General features: G+C 59.9%; 16 protein-coding genes and 2 tRNA genes. 8 read left to right on the top strand and 10 right to left on the bottom strand.

Features of this window, described 5'->3' with window-relative positions; all coding sequences use genetic code 11:
* Positions 1–6 precede the first annotated feature (6 nt).
* The 6 genes from VHO05_RS01750 (at position 7) to VHO05_RS01725 (ending at position 6564) form a co-directional block, all read left to right on the top strand.
* Positions 7–879: a hypothetical protein gene (locus VHO05_RS01750; RefSeq protein ID WP_329644890.1), complete on the top strand. Its 873-nt coding sequence runs from the start codon at positions 7–9 to the stop codon at positions 877–879.
* A gap of 27 nt (positions 880–906) precedes the next feature.
* Complete coding sequence (pelF, locus tag VHO05_RS01745) at positions 907–2460, top strand: GT4 family glycosyltransferase PelF (RefSeq protein WP_329644889.1); 1554 nt, start codon at positions 907–909, stop codon at positions 2458–2460.
* Complete coding sequence (pelG, locus tag VHO05_RS01740) at positions 2457–3851, top strand: exopolysaccharide Pel transporter PelG (RefSeq protein WP_329644888.1); 1395 nt, start codon at positions 2457–2459, stop codon at positions 3849–3851. Before pelF ends, pelG begins: the two co-directional genes overlap by 4 nt.
* 21 nt (positions 3852–3872) lie before the next feature.
* Positions 3873–5267: a polysaccharide biosynthesis/export family protein gene (locus VHO05_RS01735; RefSeq protein WP_329644887.1), complete on the top strand. Its 1395-nt coding sequence runs from the start codon at positions 3873–3875 to the stop codon at positions 5265–5267.
* 37 nt (positions 5268–5304) lie between these two features.
* A complete protein-coding gene (locus VHO05_RS01730; protein ID WP_329644886.1) occupies positions 5305–6207 on the top strand; it encodes an MJ1477/TM1410 family putative glycoside hydrolase in 903 nt (300 codons plus the stop codon).
* Between the two features lie 147 nt (positions 6208–6354).
* Positions 6355–6564, top strand: a complete 210-nt coding sequence (locus VHO05_RS01725; protein WP_329644885.1) for a hypothetical protein — start codon at positions 6355–6357, stop codon at positions 6562–6564.
* Between the two features lie 92 nt (positions 6565–6656).
* Here the strand turns inward: VHO05_RS01725 and VHO05_RS01720 are convergent.
* Positions 6657–6724, bottom strand: a tRNA-Leu gene (locus VHO05_RS01720).
* Between the two features lie 126 nt (positions 6725–6850).
* Between VHO05_RS01720 and VHO05_RS01715 the strand changes: the two genes are divergently transcribed.
* Positions 6851–8080, top strand: coding sequence for a site-specific integrase (locus VHO05_RS01715; RefSeq protein ID WP_329644884.1), 1230 nt, complete (start codon positions 6851–6853; stop codon positions 8078–8080).
* Positions 8081–8203: 123 nt separating this feature from the next.
* On the opposite strand, the gene VHO05_RS01710 is transcribed toward VHO05_RS01715, so the two are convergent.
* Positions 8204–8932 (bottom strand): hypothetical protein, encoded by a 729-nt coding sequence (locus tag VHO05_RS01710; RefSeq protein ID WP_329644883.1) that lies wholly within the window; start codon positions 8930–8932, stop codon positions 8204–8206.
* Between the two features lie 102 nt (positions 8933–9034).
* Here VHO05_RS01710 and VHO05_RS01705 point away from each other — a divergent pair.
* Positions 9035–9122 (top strand) — tRNA-Leu (locus tag VHO05_RS01705).
* A 31-nt stretch (positions 9123–9153) separates the two neighbouring features.
* Here VHO05_RS01705 and VHO05_RS01700 read toward each other — a convergent pair.
* From VHO05_RS01700 to VHO05_RS01665, 8 genes are read right to left on the bottom strand one after another with little or no spacing between them, the layout of a single operon-like run.
* Positions 9154–9426: a helix-turn-helix domain-containing protein gene (locus VHO05_RS01700; RefSeq protein ID WP_329644882.1), complete on the bottom strand. Its 273-nt coding sequence runs from the start codon at positions 9424–9426 to the stop codon at positions 9154–9156.
* Between the two features lie 32 nt (positions 9427–9458).
* Entirely contained in the window at positions 9459–9962 is a 504-nt protein-coding gene (locus VHO05_RS01695; RefSeq protein WP_329644881.1) for a hypothetical protein, read from the bottom strand.
* 48 nt (positions 9963–10010) lie between these two features.
* Entirely contained in the window at positions 10011–10244 is a 234-nt protein-coding gene (locus tag VHO05_RS01690; RefSeq protein ID WP_329644880.1) for a hypothetical protein, read from the bottom strand.
* 9 nt (positions 10245–10253) lie between these two features.
* The gene (locus VHO05_RS01685; protein WP_329644879.1) at positions 10254–11960 is read right to left on the bottom strand and encodes a type IV secretory system conjugative DNA transfer family protein; all 1707 of its coding nucleotides are present in this window, start codon (positions 11958–11960) and stop codon (positions 10254–10256) included.
* On the bottom strand, positions 11957–12340 hold the full coding sequence (locus VHO05_RS01680; RefSeq protein ID WP_329644878.1) for a hypothetical protein: 384 nt from the start codon (positions 12338–12340) through the stop codon (positions 11957–11959). The genes VHO05_RS01685 and VHO05_RS01680 overlap by 4 nt, the downstream gene beginning before the upstream one ends.
* The gene (locus VHO05_RS01675) at positions 12337–12522 is read right to left on the bottom strand and encodes a hypothetical protein (protein WP_329644877.1); all 186 of its coding nucleotides are present in this window, start codon (positions 12520–12522) and stop codon (positions 12337–12339) included. The genes VHO05_RS01680 and VHO05_RS01675 overlap by 4 nt, the downstream gene beginning before the upstream one ends.
* A complete protein-coding gene (locus VHO05_RS01670; protein ID WP_329644876.1) occupies positions 12519–12731 on the bottom strand; it encodes a hypothetical protein in 213 nt (70 codons plus the stop codon). The genes VHO05_RS01675 and VHO05_RS01670 overlap by 4 nt, the downstream gene beginning before the upstream one ends.
* A complete protein-coding gene (locus VHO05_RS01665; RefSeq protein WP_329644875.1) occupies positions 12731–13315 on the bottom strand; it encodes a hypothetical protein in 585 nt (194 codons plus the stop codon). The genes VHO05_RS01670 and VHO05_RS01665 overlap by 1 nt, the downstream gene beginning before the upstream one ends.
* Positions 13316–13321 lie beyond the last annotated feature (6 nt).

Here is a 13321-nt window from a genome sequence, read left to right as displayed (position 1 = left end):
AGATCGTTGCGGAACGCAGACATCTGGAGCTTCTGCGTTCTCGCTGCAACATTCGCTGCCGATACGGCCGTCCTCATGAAGGCGCTTGAGGGAACGCTTTCCCTTTCGTCGGCCGTCCTCCTGCATCTTGCCGTTCTCTGCGCGGCGGCCCTCGCGATATCCCGTGTCATGCCGGACGATCAGACCTTGCCGGTTCTCTGCTTCTCATTTGCCGTGTTTTCGGGTCCCGTCGGAATGGTCGCGGGCATGATCCTCGTTGCCGGCGCATGGTTCTCCGGCAGCGGTGCGCGACTGCTTGAACGCTGGTCCGATTGGTCAAACGGCGGCGGCGCATTCGACTCCAGCATGCTGCTTGCTGAATCCATCGACAATGGGCGCGCGGTACGAACGTCGCGGCCAGCGCGGCGGCTGTTCCCACACATCATGGCCTGCGGCTCCTTCACCGAGAAGCAATGGCTTTTGGGTATCGTGGCTCAGAAATATCATGCGGATTATGGTCCTGCTCTCGATGCAGCTTTGAGCGACACCGAACCGGGACTGCGCGTGCAGGCCGCTGCGGTCCGCGCTCGCCTCAATGATCGTATCAAGGCCGAATACAACGACATCCTGCGAACGGCTGGCGGCACAGCGGCGCAAGTCTCTGCTGCGACCGCCCTCGCTGCGCGCACTGTCCATTGCCTGAAGTCAAACCTGCTCGATCCTTCTGAAGCCCGACGGCTCCGAGAGGCTGTTCTCCGACATTGCCAGCGCGCCGCGGGACTTCACGAGCATTCGCCACGGCTCGAAGAGCAGATCCGATGGCTATTGTGGAACGGCGGCCATTACGAGGCTGCACTCTTCTGGCAACGGAACGGCGAGAACAGCGGCTCTCACAATTGAGACTTCCTTTCCCTGCGGAGACACCAAATGCTCACGCAGACCGACACACACTTCGCTACCGACGCTCGCGGCACAGAGGCTGACGTGTGCCTGATCGTCGAGGGCTGCTACCCCTTTGTTTCGGGTGGCGTGTCGACTTGGCTGGACTGGCTGATGCGAACGCAGCCCTCCCTTACCTTTCATGTCGTCGCAATCGTTTCTGATGAAGCTCCGCGCGTGTCACGCTATGCGCCTCCGAGCAATCTCATCTCGCTCCAGCGGCTCGTTCTTCATCCTCCGGTCGCGAAACGCTCCCGCGGAACTGCGGCATCGGTTGCGGAGAGCGCTGAGCTCGCCAACGCGATGCTGGCTCTCTTGAAACCCAGCGGCGGTTTCGACGCCCTCTCCCATCTGATCCGTGTGATCCGCACCGACGGATGCACTCCGACACTGACCGATCTCAAGGCGAGCGAGACGAGCTGGGACGCCATCGTGAAGATGTACCAGGCCCTGATGCCGCAAGCCTCGTTCCTCCACTTCTACTGGGCTTGGCAGGCCTTGTTTGGTGGTCTCTTTTCTGTCCTGCTCTTTCCACTGCCAAGGGCCCGGATCTACCATACGATTTCGACCGGCTACGCAGGTCTTCTTGCAGCTCGCGCGGCTGCCGAAACAGGACGCCCGGCTATCCTGACGGAACACGGCATCTACACGAACGAACGGCGCATCGAAATCCTGATGGCCGAATGGATCGCGGACACGGTTCAGAAAGGTATTGCCGCCGACGAGCGCATCGATCTCCGAGACCTCTGGACCAAAGCGTTCGAATCCTTTGCACGCGCATGTTACGAAGCGTGCACGGATATCACTACGCTCTATCGAGACAATCAGCGGCTGCAGCTCGCACTCGGCGCCGAACGCGAAAAGCTTTCGGTCATCGCCAACGGCATCGACCCGGCGCGTTTCGGCAGGCTGCCCGTGGCTTCCCACGACACGCCACCGACGCTTGCCCTGATCGGGCGTGTCGTCCCCATCAAGGATGTTAAATCCTTCATTTCGGCGGCCGCTCTGCTGCGGCGCCAAATTCCAGATCTTTGCGCGCTTGTTCTCGGTCCGCTCGACGAAGATCCCGCTTACGCCGACGAATGCTCCGAGTTGATCCGAGAGCTTGCGCTCGAGGACTGCGTTCGCCTGCTCGGGACCGTCAACATCGTCGACTACATGCCACGCATTCACGTCGTGGTTCTGTCAAGCTTGAGCGAAGCCCAGCCGCTCGCCCTGCTTGAGGCGGGCGCCGCGGGCATTCCCTGCATTGCCACCGACGTGGGGGCCTGCCGCGAAATTATCGAGGGCAGCGCGGAAGAACAGCCTCGCCTTGGCCCCGGTGGATATGTGACTGGTCTCGTTGCGCCATCCGAAATTGCAGCCGCTGCCAAGCGCCTTCTCGAAAGCGAAGACCTGCGCCGGACAATGGGCGAAACACTAAGGCAACGCGTCAGGAGATATTACGACTCCGGCCAAGCGAGCAGCAATTATCACCTCCTCTACGAAAGACGCGGCGCACGTACGAGCGGCGCCAGAGAATTGGAGGGTTCGCAACAATGAGCGGTGCAGTGCCAGTCCTGTTGCACGGCAGGAAGGCGGATACGCCTCGCGAGAGAGTGACTTCTTCCGACGCGCTTGGTGCCATCGTCGCAACCGGCCCATGGATCCTGACAATCCTGGCCTTGGCTGCCATCAGCCTGACGACGCGCGAAGACCTTGAACTCGACACGCTCGCCGCCTTTCGCACCATAGTCGTGTACGCGTTTGCACTCTCGCTTGTCGCAACAGCCCCAATCACCATCATCTCCATCAGAATGACGGCGGATCTTCTCCATCTTGGGCGCACGGAACTTTTGCTCGGATGCTTTCTCGCGTCGCTCCTGCTTGGCGCGCTGCTTTCCGCAGCCTCCTTTGCGGTTCTGGCTCTCGTTTCTTCCGTTTCGCCCGCAGGGCTCGCCGTTGTGATCTGCTCGTCAGTCGTAGGTTTCGTTTGGATTGCACTGGCCCTCAGCACGGCGCTGCGGGACTATCGCGGAATTCTGATGGCGTTTGCGGGCGGGCTTGCAGTTTCCGCATTCGTCACAGTCGGCGTTGCACAAGCGGGCGGAAGTTATGTCCAGATGGCCTACGGGTTTGCCGTCGGATTGTTTGTGACCATGCTTTTGCTCTGCTACCGCGTCCTGACCGAGTTCCGGCATCCGATGCGGAACATCCTCGCTCCCCTTCAGGCGTTCGGCCATTTCGGGCGCACTTACAAAATGCTGGCGATCGGCGCCACGTTCGTGACCGCAGGTGTTTGGGTCGACAAGTGGATCATCTGGTCGGGCCCTGAAGGCGAACAGGCGCTCAGCGGCCTTGTCCATGCCCCGACCTACGACGGCGCCATGTTCATCGCCTACCTAAGCATCGTACCCTGCCTCGTCTTATTCGTAAGCATTCTCGAAACGTCGTTTACACGAAACTATCGCCGCTACTATCTCGCGATCAGCGCGCACGCGACGCTTACAACAATCGAACGCAATGCCCGCGACCTTGCGGTACAGACACATCGCGCACTCCTCCGAACTGGCAGAGCGCAATTCATCATATGCCTCATCTTCGTCATGGCCGCTCCGAACATCGTCGAGCTGGCGGGACTGCACTATGAGGATACCGGGCTTCTCCGCGTCGGAGCGATCGGCGCGAGCTTTCATTTTCTGTTTCTCGCCAGCCTCTCGTTCCTCCTGTTCTTCGAGCGGCACACCGAGTTCTGCCTGCTGGGTGCCTGCCAGTTTACTCTCAACAGCATTTTCACAATCGCCACACTATTGGCCGGGCCTGACTACTACGGCCTCGGGTATCTGGCGGCCGCCGTCATATCGAGCCTGATCGCGTTCGCCGTCGTCGACCGTTCCATCGGCCAACTCACGTACTTCACCTTCTCCAGAGCACTCGGGGCAGCGCGTATGTAGCTGTCTCAAGGGAGTTGAAATATGCGTAGTGTTCTTTGCCTCATCGCGTTCTTGCTGGTCAGCGCTTGGAGCGGCCGCACGTACTCGGCTGTCGATACCCACGAGCAAGCAGGCGCTCCGGCGCAGAGAGAGACCGCAAACGGTCCGCGCGATGACGGCATCGGCGAGCAGACCGAAAGCGTGGCACAAGCCGAACGCCTGATGTCCGGAGATACTGTTAAGGTCGCGGTCTTCGAGATGGTCAATGTCTCGGATGATCGTCAATTCACTGGGCCGACAGCGAACGCGGCAGCCCCATTGCCAGCCTCATACTTTCAACGCCTGGATCTCAGCGGCGACTACGTCGTCCAGCAGGATGGCCGCATCAGCATGCCGCGGCTCGGCTTCGTGGCGGCCACCGGCCGCGCGTTGCAGGATGTTCGCGAGGAGATCCAATCTTCATTCACGCAGGTCATGGGAACGGCAGCGGAGGTCAATCTCACCATTGTCAAGCGCCAGCCGATCTATGTGGTCGGCGCAGTCAAGAACTCCGGCGCTTATGACTACGCCCCGGGAATGATCGCAATCCAAGCCATTTCTCTGGCGGGCGGTATCGATCGCGGGGCGGGCCGGTCAGCTCAGCTTCTCGAACGGCTCCGCGGGGCGGAAAAGCTCGAACAAACACGCGCTGGTTTGAAACGCCTCATTGCCAAGAAGGCGCGTCTCGAGACCGAGCGAGATGGGGCGTCGACCATTGCCGTGCCTGCTCGGCTCAAAGAGCTGGCGGGCTCCGATGAAGCCGAACGGCTTATCCGCGACGAAACGGAGCTTCTGCACGCCGGCCGCCGCGCCCGCGCAGCCACGACCAACGATCTCGACCAGCAGATCGAAAGCACGGAAAAGCACCTCGCCCAACTGCGGCAGCGCGCAGACCATTTCGACGCCCAGAAGGAGAGCCGCTCGACCCGCATCGATCTTTTGCAAAGCCTGCAACAACGAGGCGGTGTCGTTCAGTCGAGCCTTATCACGGCACAGAACGAGCTCTCCGACATCGAAGGGCGCAAACAGGATTTCTGGATCACCGTGGCGCAAACCGAGCAGAAGCTCGAAGCCGTGCGCAACGGACGCGCGAAGTTCGAAACGGATACGATGCTTTCGTTGAGCCGTGAGTTGGCCCAGACCACCGCCGAAATCTCCGACGCGGAACGGACGCTCAACGTGGATGCACACGCGACCTCTACCCTCAATGCGATGTCGGGGCCGGAGGGGCTCTCCGAGTTCTACGCGACGCCCGCTTTGGACATCATCCGCCGTTTAGACAACACCCGCTCGGTCATGCCGGCCGAGGACACAACGGAACTCCTGCCGGGTGATGTCGTGCGCGTGCGGCTGGTTTCGCCGCGGGCCCCCTCAAAGGGAGGCCTCAATGCGCGCTGATGGCCTTTACGCGACTTTTCGCGATGGAGGCTTGCGGATGATGACGCGACGCGCCCTGGAATTCGCGGCGCTCGTGAGCGCCGTCAGCGGAGCGATCGCCGAGCCTGAGCTCGCCGACGCCAAGTCGCGTCTCAACGCCGCCAAGACCTGGGGCTGCCAGTTCCAAAATCTCAACGTGGCCGAGGCCGCGAAATCCGCGCTCGACCTGATCGTCATCGATCCCGATGCGGAGGACACGCATGGACGACGCCTCAGCGCATCCGATGTTGCGCTTCTCAAGCAAAAGCCAGACGGGGGCCGTCGAACGGTTCTGGCCTATTTGAGTGTCGGAGAAGCGGAGAGCTACCGCTCGTACTGGCAGAACAGTTGGCGCGCCGATCCGCCCGAATGGCTGGGGCCAGAGAATCCCAACTGGCCCGGCAGTTTCGTTGCTCACTATTGGACCGATGCCTGGAAGCGGCTGCTGTTTGGGACGCCGCAGTCCGGTCTCGATCGCATTTTGGATCTTGGTTTCGACGGCGTGTTCCTGGACCGCGTTGACGCCTACGGCGATTTGGGTGCCGAGCGCGCAACCGCTGCAGCCGATATGGCGCACCTCGTGGAGGAGCTCGCGCGCTATGCCCGTGCGCGTGATCACAGCTTCCTCCTGATCGGTCAAAACTCCGAGGAGCTGCTCCGCAACAACACCTATCTCGCAGCCATAGATGCGGTGAGCAAAGAAAGCCTGCTCTACGGGCTGAACGAGCCGGGCGTCCTCAATACCGACGAGCAAATTGCCTGGAGCCTCAGCAGGCTCAAATCCGCCCAGCGCCAGGGGCGGCCGATACTGGCCATCGAGTATCTCGACGACCCGAGCACGATTGAGGCTGCGAGAACCCGGCTTTCGGATCTGGGCTTCATACCCTTCTTCGCAAACCGCATGCTGGACCGGCTGCCTTAGCGCCCCCGGAGCCGTCTGGGTACCCCGAACGCCGGCGGGCGGAGACGCTAGCCCGTTAAGACTTTCTAAATGGGTGTCCTGATACAGATCACCCTATCGCCTATTCTTGAGCCGTTGCCATCGATCCGTACGGGGAGCTATTCTCCAATGACTATGATCGAGTTTGCGATTGCGTTCCGCGTTTGCGTTGCTGTCGTCTGCTTTGCGGCGGCAGGGCTCGTGATGATTTTCGGCCGTTCTGACAAACACTTCATCGCCGCCGGCATCTCCATCGTGGCCGGGGCATGGATTTCGTTGGCGGCGCTTGTGCTGGTCGCTGGCCAGGAACTCAACGATGTCGTGGTCGCCCTACTCTAGGCGGGAGCGCGACACCGGACTTTCATGGCAACATTCGACCCGACCGCCCGCGCCCGGCGCAGCAAGTTGTAGCGGTTCTTTGTCGAGATGATTGGTCGGAGCGAGAGGATTTGAACCTCCGACCCCCAGTCCCCCAGACTGGATGAAGGCCTACTCCCTGTTACGCTGAGGCCCGCAAAGTCCTTTAAAATATGGGTTGATAGCATTCGGCCTTGCGCCATACTACCCCGGAATTCTCAGTCTCGTGGTACCTCCGTGGTACCTCGGCAGCGTCCGGGTAAAGCCGATGTCCGAAGTGACTCTCACCCTCTCTCGCGTTCGCAAGCTTCAGCCTGGCGAGATCGTCTGGGACAAGGATGTCCCTGGATTCTTCGCCCGGAAGAATGCCAACGGCAGCATTTCTTTCATTCTCAAGACCAGGGTCAGCGGCAAGCAGCGTAAGCTGTCTCTTGGCAAGCTTGGCGTCGTGACCGTCGAGAAGGCGCGCGACCTCGCGCGGGACTATGCCTTCAGCGCGCGCAAAGGCATCGAACCCAGACCCGAAGCGCCGGCGAACCCGTCGCCGCTCATGAAGGACGCTGTCGCCGCCTTTATCGAGACCTACGGCATGCGGATCAAACCCCGGACCAAGGAAGAGTATGAGCGGATGCTCAAGCTCCATGTCCTCCCCCGCTTCAAGAAGAAGACGGTCAAGGACATCACTCAAGCCGACGTCAGGGCCATGCATGAAGCGATGGGCAAGACGCCCAGGAACGCCAACAACGTCCTCACCGCCTTCTCCAAGATGATGAACTGGTCGATCGAGCGCGGATGGCGCGACAAGGACTCAAATCCCTGCAAAGGCGTCGTTCGCTACAGGGAGATGAGGCGCAACAGGTATCTTTCACCTGACGAAGCCAAGCGTCTTGGCGACACGCTTCGGTGCGTGATCCGCGACGGAGCGGAGAGCACGTACGTCGTCGCGGCGATCTGGCTCATAATCTTCACCGGCGCGCGCCGCAATGAGGTCCTGACCCTAAAATGGGACTACGTAGATCAGGAGCGCCGCATTCTTGTCCTGCCAGACAGCAAGACCGGGCCCAAGTCCATCCTCCTGAACCGCCATGCTCTGGCGGTACTGTCCGGGCTCACGAAGGTCAAAGGCAATCCCTACGTCTTTGTCGGCCACGTCACCGGCAAAAGCCTCATCAACATCGCTAAACCGTGGAAGCGCATCCGCAAACTGGCGAAGCTGCCCGGCCTGAGGTTGCATGACCTCCGTCACTCCTTTGGCAACAGGGCCATCGATGCCGGCGGCACGACGCGCGTTCTCGGCATCTTGCTCGGCCATTCTGACGAGGACACAACTGCGATCTATGCGCATGTCTCCGACAGCCGCGCCGTTCAGCTTGTTGATGCGACGGGTGACCTCATCGCCCAATCGATGAAGGACATTCCGGTCACCGCAGGTCTGAGGGCGGGCCTGCGAAGGCGGCCCCTTCCGTTAAAAATTCAGCGAAAGCCAGTTGCAGCGTAAGTCCGCGCTTCCGCAGTCCAAGGCAGACCGGACATTGGTTAGCGCAACCAGCAACGCGCGACGATGACCCAGGGCGGACATTGCAGAGCGCTGGTCGAGGGAAGTGAGCTCATCTAAGGGTTACTAGGCATACGCCAACGTCCGGATCGCTTTCGTCGCCTCGCGACGACTAGAATATATTCCTAGCGGAAACCCCACATGGGTATCCTGGACGCCACTGACTTCCTGTAAAGTCCACTTCCCATTTTTGGAAGGCGACAATCGGTAAGTCCTGCCGTTCTTCCTACAATGCCAATTTGGGAACCCCTCGATTTGAGACCAGTTGCAATCCGCACCTGAGGCAAGCAATTGCCCGCGGCGCAATCGTTTCTGATTTTGGATCTCGCGATACCGCTCTCTCTCTTCAACGCGAGTACGGTCTTCTAGTTCTTGTACATAATCTCGAAGAAGACCGACAATGGCTGTTAGCTCAGTTCCCTTCGCCTTCTCTCTGCGGTAGATGGTTAGGCATCCCTTTTCGAACGCTTGGTTCCGGTGCTCAAAGTACTCTTCCTCTTCAAACGCGCGCAGGCGCTGTTCAACGTCGACTCGGGTCAGTTGCGGTCCTGGCATGCGGTTCAAGAAGCCTTGCATATCCTCAATTGGGATCCAGCAGGGCAACGCTGACCTGACCAGAGCTTCCCGCTTTGCATCCCATTTCCGCCAGATCGAATTGCCTCCGTCCAGCCGATTGACAATGTCCCTTGAGAGCCGAGCAATCGATTCTGGATCGCGAACGTGGCGTAGTGACGGGCTTCGAACGTACTCATCCAGCAGCTTCCTTACCGCCCAAATGCGCTCATCGTCTCTCATGCCAACCTCCTAGTCACTGCAGCTTGAATGAGGTGCTATAGGCAAGATGGTGCGCTTGAATGCGTCTCACAACTTGTGGCACAAGGGCGATCTGTCTGCATCGCGAGCGTGGCGAAACGGTAGACGCAAGGGGCTTAAAACCCCTCGCCCTTCACGGGGCATGCCGGTTCGAGTCCGGCCGCTCGCACCATCTGTTAAGACACCCTATCGGCGAGAACGCCCTAGTATTCAGACGTCGAATTGAACTCACTCTCTTCCAGCCACGCGACTAAATCCGTCCGTCGATAGAGAACGCGGGCCTTCTTGCCCCTGCCCGCCTTCAAGTATCTTGGACCAGATCCCTGCAGGCGAAGACGCTCCAATGTCCGCGGCGACAGACGAACGAGTTGCGCTGCTTCCGCCGTTGTTAAATAGATGTCGCTCTCTGCTGTGCGCACCTCCGCGGCAATAACGAAGTCGCCGCCATTGGCCTTTAGGGGCTTTGTCGTGCTCATCGCAGACTCCTACGCATACAAACTTACTCGTTCTACCTGTCCCGCTCGCGGCCGGGACCGTGATCGCGCCACGCGTCGCGCAAGCGCTGCCGGCTCGCCGATCTCTCGAAATCTCGCCCCGGTTTGATCAGACCTTTGTCGCGCGCGTGCTCACACAACTTGGCGAGCCGATCGAATTCTCCGTTCGTTATCGATGTCATCCGACGGAAGTGACCGCTCTCCGCCTTCAATGTCGCGGCGCGCTGTACCTCGACCTCGTCCATCTTCGCGCCCCGAAACGGATACGGTTCATGCGCACGGTGAGGCGGCTTATCCTCGTCCCGGACGTACTTTGCGTACGCCATGACGCGCGCGTCGTAGTTCCGCGCAAAGCGCGCCCTCTCCTCGTCACGCAGGCGCTGCGCCTTATCTTGAATCTTTTTCGCTTCCTTCCATATTTCCTGCGCCTGTTCGGATTTGACGTTGCGAAGCGCCAGCAACAACTCGCGCATGGACGAGAGGTCGAAGGCGATGCGGATCTCGCGCGCACGTGACACGGCTCCGGCTCCTTAGATCGGCGCTGCTAGGCGGCAGCGCATTTCATCTCAACTGACGACATCAGAACGTTTCCACCTGAGCCAGGGGCAGCGGCCCGACACAGCCGTTTCGGTCCAACGTCCGTAAGGGCCGACGAAGGTGCACGAGTGGTAGTGGCGCTTCTCGATCGGATCGATGGAGCGCGCCGAAAACTCGTAGGAGAAGCACAGATGGGGAAGGCCGACGAGTTCGTAGACCGCAAACACGACTCCTAGCAACGGCACCCAAAGCAGATAGCGCATCGCCCTCTCCTACAGCTGGTACCTGATGTTGATCACCGGCTCGCGGTCCTCCACGTGATTGCGACCCAGCCATTGCGCATAAGGGCCGATCTCGGACTGGTGGACCTTCAGCGCGAGAACCCAGCCCGCGCCCCGAATGTGAATGAGCTGTTGGTTGATGGACATCGACAGCAACCGTTCCTGCGACATCAGCGGCTCTCGCGATACGCTCCAGGTGCCGCTGTAATCGGCTCGACTGGAAGTCGCGCTGACGCTCGGCTTAATGACGATCTTTTGGCCAATGGCGGCGCTGATGCGCGCAGCCTCTTCGGGATCGCTGAAGCTCAAATATTGCTTTACGACAGACTCGTTGGCGATGATCTTTGCGCCGGTGCGTCCGAACGCTTTTTCCATACCCGGGACCGATTGGAATACCAGTGCAAGCCTTGCCCCTTTGGCTCTGACGGTCTGTATACGGCCTGTTAACTCGAAAATCGGCGTGCTGGCGGCCTCGTCTGCATAGTAATGAGTCCGCCAGAAAGGCATCGTGAGCTGGGCCCTGAGGAACGCCTGAAGCTCGAGTGCGAAGTAGGATTTGGCCTGCCCGGAGGAGTCGGATCGGCCGACGATGAACACCACCATCGGGCTCGTCATCAGCTTGTCGTGTGTGAAGATCGGCTTTGTCGGATTGGACGGAACGAGTTCGTGAAGCCATCCGCTCGAAGAGAATGCCGAGACGCACGCAAGGGCCTTGCCAACGTGCGACGGTTCGTGCGGCTGCTTGTTAGCCATATACTGCATGACCTTTAGCGCCTGGCCGCGTAGCGCTTCGTCTCCCTGCTTTGCAGCAATCTCTAGCGCCTTAGCGTATTGTTCGGGAGAATTGAATATTGCCCAGACATGACCTGGCTCGAGCCTGTCGCCGTATAGGATCAGGCCAACTTTGATCCCGATCACCAGGCGTATTTGCGGCTCGAGATACCAGTACTCCTGATGGCTCACGTGCTCCGGCATCGGGCACAGGGCCGCGGCGATCGCCTCGATGTATTCTTCCGCCGACGCAGGGTCACTCTTGCGAATCCGGTGCAGCATCGCGAACGGATTGAGATGAACGCTGGCAGGATGACCTTTGAAGACACTCCAGTTGTCGACCAGCACGTAAGGAATGCCCAGGCGATCCAGCACTGGCGCGACCTGGCCGAACACCTCGCCGTCCTTCGGGTCATTTATTAGTAGACTGACTTTCTTGCCGGCCGCCATCTGGTGCAGGATCGACAGGATCATAGGTACGCCGGCGCAGCTGGTCTTGCCGCCGCCGTTAGCGGCGAAAACCGCGCTATGGCTCTCCGGGAGCTTCTTCGGCGCGTAGATCAGCCGCCCGGAAAACGTCGCCCCGAGCAGCCGGCCGCCCTCGAAACAGCCTAAGCGTTCGAGATCCTCGTCGCTCAGGAACCTCGCAGAGTTTGGCCCGCCGGCCTCGTTCCATAGCTGCTCGAAGGCTTTCTTTTTGCGATAATCCTCCCAGCCGGTATTGAGGGCCTGCCACGCTGCCAACACGCTACCGGCCGACAGCACGAAGCCGGTGACGTACACCTGATAATGTTGTCGCTCCATTCCCCACAGGTGCGAACCCGCGAAGGCCATGATGGCAGAGATTGCCAGGAGCAGATTCACACGGACTATGCGCGACCATTTTCCTGAGTCGGGCATCGGTGTTTGTTGCGTGTCTGAGATCATTGCCCGCGCTCCTGTTCCGTAAGGACGGTTCTGATCGCGCGGCGCATAGCCGAAAGCGTTCGATGCCGACCGATCACCTGCCCGGTTTCGGTACCGCGTAGCGCTTCCATCGAGACACGTAGGATCGCGATCTGGCTGCCGATACCGGCGATCACGCCGATCGCGGCAAGGCCGAGCAGGGTTTCGTGGAGATAGAGAATAGGTTGTAGACCCCAGATCATCAGAAGGCCTGCGAAGGCGATTGAGAGCGACGACAAGAACGGGACCCGGCTAACTTCGACGGCAACGACCTCGGACATTTTCCAGTCATGCCGATGCGTTGAGATGAGTTGCCGCGACACGGAATAACTGCCGGATCGATAGAGAGGCTGATCGCTCATGATCCCGCCTCCGGATCAGCGAGTTCTCCGGCGTCGATCAGCATGACCTCAGCGAGCACGATGTATTTGATGCCCACACCGTCCAAGACGCGGCCGACCTGTTCGAATGTTTCCTGTCCCTTGGGATCGATCACCAGGATGCTCGCCTGACTCACGCGACGTTTCTGTTGCTTCCGTCTCATCTCGTGGCCACCCATTGCTCGAATTCGCAAAGGGCTTCCTGAGCAAGGATCGCAAGTTCGAGATCGTCGCCTTTCGACAGCTCTTCAAGAATTTCGCGCAGATCCGAGCGCCACTCCGGGTAGATCGCATTCAGTTCGGCGACGAGTTCGTCATTGAGCCCACCAACCAACAGGGTCGCGCCGAATAGATCGAGTTGTGCTTGTCGCATCACAAAACTCCTTTTTCACACTGTGAGATTATTTCGCGAGCGGCCATTGCGGCGCTCCAGTCCGTGAGCGGAGCCCACCGAACCCAGCCGCCGGTGGCCGTGAACAGAGCGAGCGAGTTGATGCCCGCGTTCACAGCAAGTCGTGCGCGGCAGGCGCAGACGCCTTCATGCGCCTCCGCTTGCCTTTCGAATTTTTCCTTGATTGCCGCAGCAGTTCGCTCCGCTACCTGTTGCGCAGCTTCCGCCTGAGCGGCTGCCGGCCCCTGCAGAGCATTCGTGATATTCTTCAGACTCTGCCCGTAGCGGTCGAAGAATTCTGTGCTTCCAGGCCGTCCGCCAAACAATCCTTCGAAAAGCTTGCCTGCATCGATCGTTGCCGGCGCATGCGAATTAATTCGAGACAAGGCCTCATCCCGCGCGCGCCTGGCCTCATCTGCTAGGCCCTTCTCACAGCGTTCGACGACATGGGAATTCGCGACCAGGCGGGTGCCGACCTCCGGCGCCAGTACATAAGCGGCGCCACCAATGACCATTGCCGCTACCAGAACAGCGCCGGGAACAGAGACTTCCGGGGAAGAGAACATCTTTGC

This window comes from Hyphomicrobium sp., from assembly GCF_036262015.1.
GTDB lineage: Bacteria > Pseudomonadota > Alphaproteobacteria > Rhizobiales > Hyphomicrobiaceae > Hyphomicrobium_C.
Note: the sequence above shows the minus strand (reverse complement) of the source record. Positions and strands in the feature narration are given on the sequence as shown.

Bases quoted from the DNA above. Each gene is read 5' to 3' on its own strand.
- VHO05_RS01690 (WP_329644880.1), bottom strand. From the start codon at position 10,244: ATGCGCTATCTGCTTTGGGTGCCGTTGCTAGGAGTCGTGTTTGCGGTC.
- VHO05_RS01730 (WP_329644886.1), top strand. From the start codon at position 5,305: ATGATGACGCGACGCGCCCTGGAATTCGCGGCGCTCGTGAGCGCCGTC.
- VHO05_RS01715 (WP_329644884.1), top strand. From the start codon at position 6,851: ATGTCCGAAGTGACTCTCACCCTCTCTCGCGTTCGCAAGCTTCAGCCT.
- pelF (WP_329644889.1), top strand. From the start codon at position 907: ATGCTCACGCAGACCGACACACACTTCGCTACCGACGCTCGCGGCACA.
- VHO05_RS01685 (WP_329644879.1), bottom strand. From the start codon at position 11,960: ATGATCTCAGACACGCAACAAACACCGATGCCCGACTCAGGAAAATGG.
- VHO05_RS01725 (WP_329644885.1), top strand. From the start codon at position 6,355: ATGACTATGATCGAGTTTGCGATTGCGTTCCGCGTTTGCGTTGCTGTC.
- VHO05_RS01670 (WP_329644876.1), bottom strand. From the start codon at position 12,731: ATGCGACAAGCACAACTCGATCTATTCGGCGCGACCCTGTTGGTTGGT.
- VHO05_RS01710 (WP_329644883.1), bottom strand. From the start codon at position 8,932: ATGAGAGACGATGAGCGCATTTGGGCGGTAAGGAAGCTGCTGGATGAG.
- VHO05_RS01735 (WP_329644887.1), top strand. From the start codon at position 3,873: ATGCGTAGTGTTCTTTGCCTCATCGCGTTCTTGCTGGTCAGCGCTTGG.
- VHO05_RS01700 (WP_329644882.1), bottom strand. From the start codon at position 9,426: ATGAGCACGACAAAGCCCCTAAAGGCCAATGGCGGCGACTTCGTTATT.
- pelG (WP_329644888.1), top strand. From the start codon at position 2,457: ATGAGCGGTGCAGTGCCAGTCCTGTTGCACGGCAGGAAGGCGGATACG.
- VHO05_RS01680 (WP_329644878.1), bottom strand. From the start codon at position 12,340: ATGAGCGATCAGCCTCTCTATCGATCCGGCAGTTATTCCGTGTCGCGG.
- VHO05_RS01675 (WP_329644877.1), bottom strand. From the start codon at position 12,522: ATGAGACGGAAGCAACAGAAACGTCGCGTGAGTCAGGCGAGCATCCTG.
- VHO05_RS01665 (WP_329644875.1), bottom strand. From the start codon at position 13,315: ATGTTCTCTTCCCCGGAAGTCTCTGTTCCCGGCGCTGTTCTGGTAGCG.